This is a genomic window from Nonomuraea sp. ZG12, assembly GCF_052068115.1.
In the GTDB taxonomy this organism is placed as follows: Bacteria; Actinomycetota; Actinomycetes; order Streptosporangiales; family Streptosporangiaceae; genus Nonomuraea.
The window spans coordinates 12,182-24,803 of record NZ_JBQHCW010000016.1; the positions used below are offsets into that span (position 1 = coordinate 12,182).

Below are 12,622 nucleotides of genomic sequence, written 5' to 3' on the forward strand. Positions count from 1 at the left end.
GGCGCCGCAACGCGCTAACGCCGATGCCGGCCCCGGCCACCGGCCTCCGGCGGGGGCCGTTCGGCCAGGGACAGCAGGCTGCGCCGCCTGCCGTACACGAGATAGACCACCAGGCCGAAGGCCATCCACAGGGCGAACCACGCCCAGGTGAGCAGTTGCAGGTTGACCATGAGCCAGAGGGTGGCGACGAGCGAGGCGATGGGCAGCAGCGGTGAGAGCGGCACCCGGAAGCCCCGCTCCAGGTCCGGCATCGTCCGGCGCATCGCGATCACCCCGGCCGCCACGAACAGGAACGCGAACAGCGTGCCCATCACCACGAGCTCCTGCATGGTGAGCACCGGCACGAACACCGCCAGCACGATCGCGACCGCGCCGATCACCAGCGTCGCCCGCTGCGGCGTGTGGTAGGCGCGGCTGATCGCGCCCAGCTGCCTGGGAAGCAGCCCGTCGCGGGCCATCGAGAACAGCACGCGCGTCTGGCCCACGATCAGCACCAGGATCACGGTCGTCAGGCCGAGCACCGCGCCGACGTCGATGACGTGCCCCATCCAGTCCACGCCGACGTCCTGGAAGGCGCTGGACAGCGGGGCGTCCAGGGAGATGCTGGTGTACGGGATCATGCCGACCATGACCACGGCCACCGCGATGTAGATCACCGTGGCCACCACCAGGCTGCGGATCATGCCCTTCGGCACCATGGCGCGAGGGTTGACGGTCTCCTCGGCGGCGGTGGCGACGATGTCGAAGCCGATGTAGGCGAAGGCGATGACGGGCGCCGCCGCGAACACGCCGATCCAGCCGAACGCCTGGTCCTGACCGATGAAGAAGTCGAGCACGGTCGTCTTCGTGCCGCTGACCGGCTGCGGCTCGGCGTAGAGGTCGCCGAAGTTGGCCACGTCGATGTGCATGGCTCCGACGACGATGACGGCCCCGATGGCCAGCAGTTTGGCCGCGACCATGACCCACAGGGCCCGCAGGCCGATCCGCGCGCCGACCGCCACGACCCCGGTCAGCAGCACCAGGATGACCACCACGAGGACGGTGGCGACCACGTCGGGGTACGGCACCCGTACCCCGAAGTTGGTGATGGCGCCGACGGTGATCTGCGACCAGGCCCGCGCCACCACGGCGGCGGCGAGCTGGAGCTCCAGAATGAGCGCCCAGCCGATGATCCACGCCCACACCTCGCCGAAGATGACGTAGGCGAAGGTGTAGGCGCTGCCGGATCTCGGCATCGTGGACGACAGCTCGGCGTAGCACAGGCAGGCGAGCAGGCAGGCGATCCCGGCGATCATGAACGACAGGATCACGCCCGGCCCGGCCGTGGTCTTGGCCTGCTGGCCGGCGATGCTGAAGATGCCGGCGCCGATCATGACGCCGAGTCCGAGCACCACGAGGTCGGCCGTGCGATAGACCTGGGCCAGCGCATGCCGGGCACCGGTGCGCAGCTCGGTCGCCTCAGCAGGTGGCAGGCGCCGGGTGATGGAGGATCGCGTGATAGTGGACAAGACACACCCCGCTCATGGGACTCGCCCACACTGCCTTACCACTACGACAACGGCAAGCACGGGAGGATTACCGAAGGGCCGCAGAAAATCTTCAGGTCGAGGATGGTCCGCCGGCGGGGCGGCCGGGAGCGCGTGGCGTGGATTCATCGCCGATCGCGTTGGTCGCGTTTGCTGGTGTGGTCGTGGATGAGGCGTTACTATGTTCGAGTTCGCAGAGCGTGCTCGATTAATTGCATAGGGTGAGGGTGGTGTTCGGTGAAGCTGCGCTACAACTATCGGCTTTATCCGGATGTGTCCCAGCGGGAATCCTTGGCCCGGCTGTTCGGCTGTGTCCGCGCGGTGTGGAACGACGCGCTCGCCCGCCGCAAAGCCGCGTGGAAGAACGATCGGATGCGAATCAGCGGCGCGTTGTTGCAGCAGATGTGCATCACCGCCGCCAAGCGGACTCCTGAGCGGGAGTGGCTTGGGCAGGTGTCGCCGGTGCCGTTGCAGCAGTCGCTGCGGGACCTGGACGTGGCCTACGGCAACTTCTTCGCCTCGGTATCGGGCAAGCGTAAAGGCCCGAAGATGGGCCTGCCGGTGTTCAAGTCACGACGTGATCATCGGCAGTCGGCACGGTTCAACAGCAACGCGTTCAAGATCCGCCCAGGCGGCACTCTGTATCTGGCGAAGATCGGTGAGATCGAGGTGCGGTGGTCGCGCGAGCTGCCCGCCGCGCCTTCAAGTGTGACGGTCGTCAAGGACGCGGCGGGCCGATACTTCGCCTCCTTTGTCGTTGACGTGCCGGACGACATCCAGGCCTTCCCCCGCAGCGATGCGGAGGTTGGGATCGATCTCGGGCTGACCCACTACGCGATCCTCTCTGACGGTGAGAAGATCGCTAATCCGAAGTGGTTGCGCCGCAGGGAACGCAAGCTCAAGAAACTTCAGCGTGCCCTGGCACGTAAGCGGAAGGGCAGCGCCAATCGCACCAAAGCCCGCATCAAGCTCGCCCGTCAGCATGCCAAGGTCGGCGACGCGTGCCGGGACTTCCTGCACCAGGTCAGCACCACGATCGTCCGTAAGAACCAAACGGTGATGGTCGAGGGTCTGGCCGTGCGGGGGCTGGCCCGGGGCAGGCTGGCCAAGAGCGTCAACGATGCCTCCTGGGGCACCTTCCTGCGCCTGCTGGAAGACAAAGCGGCCCGCTACGGCCGCACGTTCATCACCATCGACCGCTGGTATACCTCCTCCAAGCTGTGCCCCTGCTGCGGCCACAGGATCGCGAAAATCGCCCTGGACGTCCGCACCTGGGACTGCCCCTCCTGCGGCGAACACCACGACCGTGACATCGCCGCAGCACTCAACATCCTGGCCGAAGGCATCCGCCTGAAGACCCAGGATGACCTGAACGACGTGGCCGCCGGGCTGGCGGACACCCGAAACGACTGTGAAGGGCAGGTAAGACCAGGCAAGGCGATCCCAACCCTGGCACCGCCCGAAACCTCCACCGCGCAAGCGGCGTAGAAGCAGCAGTAAACACCCCGCCGCGAGGCGGGAGAATCCCCGTTGTTCATGGCGAGGAAAAGTCAAGCCCCTGTTACCAGCCAGGCGCTGCCCATGGCCCGCCGGCCCAGCGTGACGAGCCGGGCGGCCATCCACACCCCCAGCGCGCACCACAGGGCGACGATGCCGTGCTCGGCGGCGACGAAGGCGGCGGGCAGGTAGGCCAGCGTCGTCCACACGCCGGCCCACGCCAGATAGCGCTGGTCGCCCGCGCCGATGAGCACGCCGTCGAGCACGAACACCACGCCGCAGATCGGCTGGAACAGCGCCACCGGCCAGAGCACGGCCAGCAACTGCGCGGTCACCTGTGGATCGGCGTCGAACAGGCCTGGCAGCAGCGGGCGCACCGCCAGCACGACCAGGGTCAGCACCGTCCCCGACCACACGCCCCAGACGACCATTCGCCGGGTCGCGGCCCTGGTCGCGACGGTGTCTCCGGCGCCCAGCGCCCGCCCGGTGATGGCCTGCCCCGCGATGGCGATGGCGTCCAGGGTGAAGGCCATCATGGTCCAGATCTGGGTGGCGATGGCGTAGGCGGCCAGCTCGGCCTGCCCCATCCTGGTGGCGATCGTTATCGCGACCAGGAGCACGATCCGCAGGCAGATGGTCCGGATGAGCAGGGCGAGGCCGGCCGTGCCCGCCTGCCTGACCCCGGACGGATCGGGTCTGAGCGGGGTACGCAGCCGCCTCGCCGCGCGTACCACCACGCTCACGTACACGGCGGCGCCCAGCGTCTGCGCGAGCACCGTCCCCCAGGCCGATCCCGCGATGCCCCAGCCGAGGCCGAGCACGAACCAGGCGTTCAGCACCGCGTTGAGCGCGAAGGAGCCCACCGCCACCAGCAGCGGCGTGGCGGTGTCCTGCAGCCCGCGCAGCACGCCGGTGCCCGCCAGCACGACCAGCATCCCGGGCGTGCCGAGCAGGCTGATCCGCAGGTACGTCACCGCCTGCTCGGCCTGGTGAGGCACGGCTCCGAACAGGTCCACGACGGCCGGGGCGAGCGGCCAGCAGACCACGATCACCGCCGCGCCGATGGCCAGCGCCAGCCAGATGCCGTCCACGCCGCTGCGCATGGCCCGGTCGTGGTTGCCCGCCCCCGTCTGCCGTGCCACGGAGGCCGTCGTACCGTAGGCGAGGAACACGCACAGGTTCACCAGTGTCGTCAGGACCGCCCCCGCGACGCCCAGCGCGCCCACGGCGGTGGTGCCCAGCCCATGGCCGACGATGGCGTAGTCGGCGAGCAGGAAGAGCGGCTCGGCGACCAGCGCCCCGAACGCGGGCACGGCCAGCCGGAGTATCTCCCGGTCCTGGGTGGTAATGGGCATCCGTCTATTATGCCCCTTACCCGGCGTGGCGGTCCAACTTTCTTCCCTCCACAGCCGGTGGACACTGTTGTGCCAGGTCAGAGCGGTTTCGGTGGATGTCTTTCATAGTTATCCCCAGGCTGGTCCACAGGCCTTTCACATCTTCGGCCCGTTCGTCCACAGCTTGACCACAGGGTTATCCACAGGCTGCGTTGCCCTCGGCCCGGTGAGCCGGGAAACTGTCTCACCGGTCGACTACAAGTGGGGGTGGTGCGACCGCCTGCAAGCTGTTGAGGGGGCGCGGTGAGCATTGACGACGAAGAGGTGGGCGCTGGCCCAGGTTTCGAGCGCACACCACCCAACAACATCGACGCGGAGCAGTCCGTCCTCGGCGGCATGCTGCTGTCCAAGGACGCCATCGCCGACGTGGTCGAGGTCCTGCGGTCCGACGACTTCTACCGGCCCGCCCATCAGATGATCTACGACGTCGTCACCGACCTCTACGGCCGGGGCGAGCCGGCCGACGCGGTCACGGTCTTCGACGAGCTGCAGAAACGCGGCGAGATGGCCAGGGTCGGCGGCGCCGCCTACCTCCACACCCTGACGGCCGTGGTCCCGACGGCCGCCAACGCCGGCTACTACGCCAAGATCGTCCGTGAGCAGGCGATCCTCCGCCGCCTCATCGAGGCCGGCACCCGCATCGTCTCCTTCGGCTACGGCGGCCAGAACGAAGAGGTCGACGACCTCGTCGACCGCGCCCAGGCGGAGATCTACAAGGTCACCGAGCGCCGCACCTCGGAGGACTACGCGGCCCTGGCCGACATCATGCCGGGCGCCCTGGACGAGCTGGAGGCCATCGGCAGCCGGAGCGGCCAGATGGTCGGCGTCCCCACCGGCTTCCAGGACCTCGACCAGCTCACCAACGGCCTCCACCCGGGCCAGATGATCGTCGTGGCCGCCCGGCCCGCCATCGGCAAGGCGCTCGCCCTGGACACGCCACTTCCGACGCCGGCCGGGTGGACGACGATGGGCGAGGTGCAGGTCGGCGATCACCTCATCGGCGCCGACGGCAAGCCGACACGCGTCGTCGCGGCCACCGAGGTCATGCACGGCAGGCCCTGCTACGAGGTCGAGTTCAGCGATGGCACGGTCATCGTGGCCGACGCCCAGCACCAGTGGCGCACCACCACACGAGCCGCCAGGAGAGCCGCTGACGATCTGCGGTCGTTCCAGTGGCCCGCCGACTCCGTCCGTCGTGTCAGGGACGCATACCACGGCTCGCTCGCCGCTCGTGACCAGCGGATCACCCACCGAGAGGCCGTGGCCACCGTCGGGCAGGAGTTCCGTTACGTCCTGCACACGGTGGAGAAGGCAATGGGGACGGTCGGCAAGGTGCCGGCCGCCGTCGGCGGCCCGGTCCGGAGCTACTCCTGGCAAACACCCGCCTATCCTGCGGCTCAACTCTTCGGAGCTCTGTACGAGAGGGTGACGAGGCCGAAGAACGTCGCCACGACGGCTAGGCACAGGAGTGTGGTGACCACGGAGGAGATCGCCGCCACGTTGAGGTGCTCGTCCGCGGATCGGCGGCCCAACCATGCCGTCGCGGTTTCGACTGCCTTCCAGCTCGATGAGCAGGATTTCCCGCTTTCCCCTTACCTGCTAGGGATCTGGCTCGGCGACGGCCGGAGCGAGAGCGCGCGAGTCACCACGCTCGACCCTGAGATCATCGCCGATCTGCGAGCCGAGGGATGCCGCACTTCGGGTGTGCCGGGCGACAAGCGCATTCCCGTCGATTATCTGCGTGGCTCGGAGAGTCAGCGGCGCGAGCTGCTGGCAGGTCTGCTCGATTCCGATGGGTACGTGAACGCGGACGGGCAGATTCAGTTCGCGGTGACGAACCGGCAGCTGGCCCATGACGTGCACGAGCTGGTCCTCAGCCTCGGTTACCAAGCGACGATTCACACCGAACCGGTGAAGGGGCGCACCGAGGCATCTGCCACCCGCTACGTGATCGAGTTCACCACGCCGGACAAGGTCTTCCGCCTGCCTCGTAAGGCGGCCAGGCAGGTGGATCGGGCGCATCCGTCGACGCTGGTGCGCTACATCGTGGACGTGCGTCCCGTCCCGTCGCGGCCGGTCAGATGCGTCGAGGTGGACAACGCCGATCACATGTACCTGGCCGGCCGGACCTGCATCCCCACGCACAACAGCACCCTGGGGTTGGATTTCGCCCGGTCTGCGGCGATCAAGCATGGGATGACCACCGTCATCTTCTCCCTGGAAATGTCGCGCAACGAGATCACGATGCGTCTGCTGTCGGCCGAGGCCCGGGTGTCCCTGCAGTCGATGCGGTCGGGCATGATGGGCGACGACGACTGGACCCGGCTGGCACGGCGGATGAGCGAGGTGGCCGAGGCGCCGCTGTTCATCGACGACTCGCCCAACATGTCGATGATGGAGATCAGGGCCAAGTGCCGCCGCCTCAAGCAGCGTAACGATCTGCGGTTCGTGATCATCGACTACCTCCAGCTGATGAGCTCGCCGAAGAAGACCGAGAGCCGTCAGAACGAGGTCTCGGAGATCTCGCGTGCCATCAAGCTGCTGGCCAAGGAGCTGGAGGTGCCGGTCATCGCGATCTCGCAGCTCAACCGTGGTCCCGAGCAGCGCACGGACAAACGCCCTATGGTGAGCGACCTGCGCGAATCTGGATCTATCGAGCAGGATGCGGACATGGTCATCCTTTTGCACCGTGAGGATGCGTACGAGCGCGAGTCCCCCAGAGCGGGTGAGGCGGACCTGATCGTGGCCAAGCACCGTAACGGCCCCACGGCGACGGTCACCGTGGCGTTCCAGGGCCACTACAGCCGGTTCGTCGACATGGCGCAGCACTGACGGCCGTAGCGGACGCGCGGCCGGTCGTCGGTCATCGGGCGGGCGCCCGGGTGCGGGCGTCGATGCGGTAGCGGCCCGGGGTCCGGCCGCGGGCGCGGGTGAAGGCGCGGTTGAAGGCGGGGACGGAGCCGTATCCCACGGCGGCGGCGACGTCCTCGACGGAGTCGTGGGTGTCGCGGAGCCGGATGGCGGCCAGGTCCATCCGCCACTGGGCCAGGTAGGCGGCGGGGCTCTGCCCGATGGCCGCCGGGAAGCGCCGTGACAGCGTCGCGCGCGACACCGCGATCGCGGACGCGAGCGTCGCGGTCGTCCACGGCCGCGCGGGGTCCTGGTGGATACGCTCCAGCGCCTCGCGGACGATCGGATCGTCGAGCATGCCCAGCCAGGTCCCGCGCTGCTCGGCCGGACGGGTGGCCAGCCAGGCTCGCAGCAGCTGGATCAGCATGATGTCGACCAGGCTGTTGAGGACGGCCGTCGTCGCGATCTGCGGGTTGGCCAGTTCGCGGCCGAGCATGCGCACGGCGTCGTCGAAGCAGTCCGCCCCCACCTCGGCGCCGACGTGCACGAGGTCGGGAAGCCTGGTCAGCACCTGCGTGCGTGTCGCCGGATCGCAGCTGTAGTGGATGGTGACGATGTGCGTACGCACGGGTGGCGCACCGAGCCGGACCACCTCGCCGCTCTCGCGGGCGCGTGCCGCCTCCGCCTGGTCGCACGGCCCGGCCCGGGTGCCGGGGGCGTCGCCCAGGTCGTGCCGCGTCCCGGCCGGGAGCAGGACGACGTCGCCCGCGGTCAGCTCCACCGGCTCACGGCCCGCGACGGTGAGCCACGCGCCGCCCGCGGTGACGGCGTGCATCGCCGCGCCGGGATAGTCGTCCAGGACCATCGCCCAGCTTCCGCCCGCCTCGATCCGGGTGCCGAGAGTGCCTTGGACGCCGGACACCTGGAGCACGTCTGTCAGGAGATCCATGAGGTGATCGTACGTCAGGGTGAGGCAATCGGATAATTATCTGAGCCAGACGGGTATCGACTGACGCACCTGGTGCTCCGTACGGTTCATTACGCCCGGCTGTACCGGGCTGGAACCCCAAGGAGAGACATGCGACTGCACGGAGCCACCGCCCTCGTCACCGGCGCCAACCGCGACCTCGGCCGCCACTTCGCCGAGCAACTGCTGCACCGGGGCGCGGCCAAGGTGTACGCCACCGCCCGCCGTCCGGAGCTCGTGGACCTTCCCGGCGCCGAGGTGCTGCCGCTCGACGTCACCGACCCGGCGTCCGTCGCGGCGGCAGCGGCGGCCGCCGGCGACGTCGACGTGCTGATCAACAACGCCGGGGTCTCCCTGGGGGTGAACCTCGTCGGCGGTGACCTCGACAAGATCCGGCTGACGCTCGACACCCACTTCTACGGCACCCTCGCCATGATCCGGGCCTTCGCCCCCGTCCTCGCCGGGAACGGCGGCGGCGCCATCCTCAACGTCCTGTCGGTCCTGTCCTTCCAGAGTCTCGTCGGCAACAACGCCTACGCCGTCGCCAAGTCCGCACAGTGGGCCCTGACCAACGGGGTCCGGCTCGAACTCGCCGATCAGGGCACCCTCGTCACCGGCCTGGTGTTCGGGCCGACGGCCACCGAGACCATGAAGGCCTACGCGGACAAGGCCCTGGAGGGCGGCACACTTCCGGACGGCGTGCTGAACGACCCGGTCGACATCGTCCGCACCGCCCTCGACGGGGTCGAGGCCGGGAAGATCGAGATCCTCGCCGACGACTTCGGCGTCGCGGCGAAGGCCTCACTCACCGGCGACCCCAGCGGCTTCGTCCTGGAGACGGCTTCCGCCGGTTGACAGGTCCTGACGCCCGAGGACGCCGGCCTGATCTCCGTGCGGCGCGCCGACGCTCCCTCGCTGACCTGCGCGTGTGACCCCGGGAAGTGCTCTACTGGTGAGTAGGAGCGAAGGGAAGCGCGCCATGACCATTCTCATCGCCTACGACGGCTCGCCGGACGCCCGGGCCGCCGTCGAGTTCGCCGGTCGGGCCCTCGCCGGTCAGGCCGCCATCGTCGTCACCGTGTGGGAGCCGCTGCTCGTGCGGATGCGCCGGTTCCCGCTGGGGGCCGTCATGATCGCGGAGGACCTGGGGGAGGCCCGGAGCCAGGCGGAGCAGGTGGCCAAGGAGGGGGCCGAGCTGGCCGCCGCCGCGGGGTTCGCCGAGGTGACGTCCAGGGTGGTCGCCGAGACCGAGTCGATCTGGCGGACGATCGTGGAGGTGGCGGACGAGCTGGACGTCACGCTGGTCGTGATGGGGTCGCGTGGTCTGGCCGGGCTGCGCTCGGTGCTGCTGGGCAGCGTCTCCAACCACGTGCTGCACCACATCCACCGCCCGATCCTGATCGTGCCGCCTGCCAGGGGCTAACGGCACGGGGAGGCGGGAGGGCAGATGCGGGTGTCGATGCGCCGGGCGCCCGGCCCTTCGGTGCCCAGCCGGTCGTAGGGGTTGGCCAGCGCGCACCGGTCCAGCGACAGGCAGCCGCAGCCGATGCAGTCGGTGAGGTCGTCCCGCAGGCGCTGGAGCTGCTCGATCCGGTCGTCGAGCTCCCTGCGCCAGGCTCCTGACAGGCGCGCCCAGTCGTCGCGGGTGGGGGTGCGCTCCTCGGGCAGCTCGGCGAGGGCGTCCTTGATGGTCTTGAGGGGGATGCCGAGCCGCTGCGCCAGCCGCACGAACGCCACCCTGCGCAGGGTGTCACGGGTGTAGCGGCGCTGGTTGCCGGCCGTGCGGCGGCTGGAGATCAGGCCCTTGGTCTCGTAGAAGTGCAGGGCGGACACGGCGACGCCGCTGCGCTCGGCGAGTTGGCCGACGGTCAGCTCCCGGGAGTTCCATGCCACGTTCGTCACATCCTCAAGGTTACTTGAGGATGACCGGCCGGAAATGGGTCACCAGCCGCTCGCCATCGAAGAAGTGCAGGGCGAAGGCGGGCGGCAGGTCGTAGTCGAGGGGAAAGCCGTCGGTCTCGACGTGGGTCAGGCAGGTGGAGATGACGCCGGGGGCGACGACGAGCGGCACACCGGCGAACGTGCTCGACACCCCGGTGTGCGCGTGGCCGACGAACACGCCCGCCACGTTCGGGTGCCTGCGCACGACCGCTTCGAGCCGTTCAGGAGCGGTGAGCCTGATCCGGTCCACGTACGGAATCCCGAGGTCGATCGGCTGATGGTGCAGGCCCACGAAGGCCGGCACCCCGGGCCGCTCGGCGAGGATCTCGTCGAGCCAGGCCAGCGTCTCGTCCGCGAGATGGCCGTGCGGCTCGCCCGGCACGCTGGAGTCGGCCAGCGCGATCGTGACCTCGTCGAGCCTGAGCACCTGGTTCGCGGGCCCGATCAGCTTCTCGAACGGCGGCACCGCGTCATGGTTGCCGGGGCAGACGATCAGCGGCACGTCGCCGCCGAGGAGGAGCCCGGCGGCGATCTCGTACTCCTCCACCAGCGCGTGGTCGGCGATGTCACCGGTGACGACCACGGCGTCGAGCCGGAGCGTCGCGAGATGGCGCATGACGCCCCGGGCCCGGTCCACACTGGCCGCGGATCCGCCGATGTGGAGGTCGCTGATGTGCGCGATAGTCGCCATTTCGTCACCTTACGCCAGGTCGCGCTACTCCCAGCGGAAGAGCTTGACGGCCAGCACGCTGAACAGCGCCAGCCCGACGGCGATCACGATCAGGTGCGGGAGCTGGGGCAGCTGGCCCGCCCAGGTGTCGCGCATGGCGTTGATGAGCGGCCCGACCACCGAGTAGTCGCTGACCGTGCGCAGCGTCTCCGGCATGGTCTCGCGCGGGATCCACATGCCTCCCACGAACATCAGCGGGAACATCGCGATCGACCCGATGCCGGGCGCGGACTTGCTGTTGGGCGCGATCGAGGCGATCACCAGCCCCATGGCGAGCATCGCCGCGGTGCCGAACAGGACCACGAGGACGAAGGTGAAGATGTTCGCGGGGATCTGCGAGCCGAGCACCAGACGCCCGGCCACGATGATCAACACCACCGCCACCAGGGCCACACTCAGGTTGATCAGCAGCTGTGCGGCCAGCAGCCGTGCCGGGTGCACCGGCGTCGTCGACATCCTGCGCAGGACCCCCCGCTCCCGGTAGGTGGTCAGCACGCTGGGCAGCGAGGTGAAGGAGATCGTCAGCAACGCCAGCAGGACCATCTGGGCGGGCAACTGGGCGTCGATGAACCGCTGACCGCCGAATGTCGGGTCGGGCGTCCGCAACGTCGGGATCTGCCCCAGGGAAACCAGCAGCACGACGGGCAACGCGATGCTGATGACGACGCTCGGCCAGTCACGCAGCATCAGCTTGGTCTCGACAAGGAGGATTTTCTTCATACCAGTTTCCTTCCGGTGAGCGCGAGGAACGCGTCGTCCAGAGAGGCCTGCTCGATGCGCAGGTCACCGGGGACGATCTGCTTCTGGGCCAGGGCGAGGGTGACCACGTGCGCCAGGTTCCCGGTGCCGGACACCGTCACCTGGTCGCCGCTGTGGCTGACGTCCGTCACACCGGGCAGCTCTGTCAGTACGGAGTCCGCCACGGGAGCCGACGGCCGGAACCGCACCCGCTGCTCGGCGCCCACCTGGGCGATCAGGCCGGCGGGTGAGTCGGTGGCGACGACGCGTCCGGCGTCGATGAGCGCGATCCGGTCGCAGAGCCGTTCGGCCTCCTCCATGAAGTGCGTGACGAGCACGATCGTCACGCCGGAGTCGCGCACACTCTCGACCAGCTCCCAGGTGTCGCGCCTGGCCTGCGGGTCGAGCCCGGTGGTGAGCTCGTCGAGCACCGCGATGCGCGGCTTGCCGACCAGCGCGAGCGCGACGGACAGGCGCTGCCGCTGGCCGCCGGAGAGCTTGGCGAAGGCGGTGTCCCGCTTGGCGGACAGTCCGACCTGCTCCAGCAGCGCCTGCCAGTCGGCCGGTTCGGGGTAGAAGGAGGCGTACAGGTCCATCGCCTCCCAGACCTTGATCTTCTCCGGCAGGGCCGCACTCTGCAGCTGCGCGCCGAGCACCCGGCGCAGCGCGGCCCGGTCACGGGACGGGTCGATGCCGGTGACCCGCACCTTGCCGCCGTCAGGGACGCGGATGCCGGACACGCATTCCACGGTGGTGGTCTTGCCTGCGCCGTTCGGCCCGAGGATGCCGAAGATCTCCCCGGCCCGCACCTCGAACGAAACGTCGTCCACCGCCACATGGTTGGGGTAGCGCTTGTGGAGGTTCTCGACCTCGATGACGTTCATGGCCTTGAGCCTAGGAACGGGCCGTACGCAGGAGAATCGTGCTGGTTGCCCGGGCAAGGTGTATCTAGATGCAGTGTGCGTATCGCCTTCCATCA

Annotated in this window: 11 protein-coding genes; 4 read left to right on the forward strand and 7 right to left on the reverse strand. The window is 68.9% G+C overall.

From position 1 onward, the window contains the following. Positions 1–14: 14 nt before the first annotated feature. Positions 15–1,508, reverse strand: a complete 1,494-nt coding sequence (locus ACTMTF_RS32795) for an APC family permease (RefSeq protein ID WP_441114164.1) — start codon at positions 1,506–1,508, stop codon at positions 15–17. 255 nt (positions 1,509–1,763) lie between these two features. On the opposite strand from ACTMTF_RS32795, the gene ACTMTF_RS32800 reads away from it, so the two are divergent. Next, positions 1,764–3,014, forward strand: a complete 1,251-nt coding sequence (locus tag ACTMTF_RS32800) for an RNA-guided endonuclease InsQ/TnpB family protein (protein WP_441114165.1) — start codon at positions 1,764–1,766, stop codon at positions 3,012–3,014. Between the two features lie 62 nt (positions 3,015–3,076). On the opposite strand, the gene ACTMTF_RS32805 is transcribed toward ACTMTF_RS32800, so the two are convergent. After that, positions 3,077–4,378 carry an MATE family efflux transporter gene (locus tag ACTMTF_RS32805; protein ID WP_441114166.1) on the reverse strand — a complete coding sequence of 434 codons (1,302 nt, stop codon included), beginning with the start codon at positions 4,376–4,378 and terminating at the stop codon, positions 3,077–3,079. Positions 4,379–4,753: 375 nt separating this feature from the next. Here ACTMTF_RS32805 and dnaB point away from each other — a divergent pair, with 375 nt between their 5' ends. Beyond that, positions 4,754–7,249, forward strand: a complete 2,496-nt coding sequence (gene dnaB, locus ACTMTF_RS32810; RefSeq protein ID WP_441114295.1) for a replicative DNA helicase — start codon at positions 4,754–4,756, stop codon at positions 7,247–7,249. Between the two features lie 31 nt (positions 7,250–7,280). On the opposite strand, the gene ACTMTF_RS32815 is transcribed toward dnaB, so the two are convergent. Next, positions 7,281–8,216 (reverse strand): cupin domain-containing protein, encoded by a 936-nt coding sequence (locus ACTMTF_RS32815; RefSeq protein ID WP_441114167.1) that lies wholly within the window; start codon positions 8,214–8,216, stop codon positions 7,281–7,283. Positions 8,217–8,345: 129 nt separating this feature from the next. Between ACTMTF_RS32815 and ACTMTF_RS32820 the strand changes: the two genes are divergently transcribed. Next, positions 8,346–9,089 (forward strand): SDR family oxidoreductase, encoded by a 744-nt coding sequence (locus ACTMTF_RS32820; protein ID WP_441114168.1) that lies wholly within the window; start codon positions 8,346–8,348, stop codon positions 9,087–9,089. A gap of 124 nt (positions 9,090–9,213) precedes the next feature. Further along, entirely contained in the window at positions 9,214–9,657 is a 444-nt protein-coding gene (locus ACTMTF_RS32825; protein ID WP_441114169.1) for a universal stress protein, read from the forward strand. On the opposite strand, the gene soxR is transcribed toward ACTMTF_RS32825, so the two are convergent. Genes soxR through ACTMTF_RS32845 form a run of 4 tightly spaced genes read right to left on the reverse strand, consistent with a single transcriptional unit; the run spans position 9,654 to position 12,527 of the window. Next, positions 9,654–10,136, reverse strand: a complete 483-nt coding sequence (soxR, locus tag ACTMTF_RS32830; protein ID WP_441114170.1) for a redox-sensitive transcriptional activator SoxR — start codon at positions 10,134–10,136, stop codon at positions 9,654–9,656. The two genes, ACTMTF_RS32825 and soxR, sit on opposite strands and share 4 nt — an antisense overlap. A gap of 10 nt (positions 10,137–10,146) precedes the next feature. Then, entirely contained in the window at positions 10,147–10,866 is a 720-nt protein-coding gene (locus tag ACTMTF_RS32835; protein ID WP_441114171.1) for a metallophosphoesterase, read from the reverse strand. A 24-nt stretch (positions 10,867–10,890) separates the two neighbouring features. After that, the gene (locus ACTMTF_RS32840) at positions 10,891–11,625 is read right to left on the reverse strand and encodes an ABC transporter permease (RefSeq protein ID WP_441114172.1); all 735 of its coding nucleotides are present in this window, start codon (positions 11,623–11,625) and stop codon (positions 10,891–10,893) included. Next, entirely contained in the window at positions 11,622–12,527 is a 906-nt protein-coding gene (locus ACTMTF_RS32845; protein WP_441114173.1) for an ABC transporter ATP-binding protein, read from the reverse strand. The genes ACTMTF_RS32840 and ACTMTF_RS32845 overlap by 4 nt, the downstream gene beginning before the upstream one ends. Between the last annotated feature and the right edge of the window lie 95 nt (positions 12,528–12,622).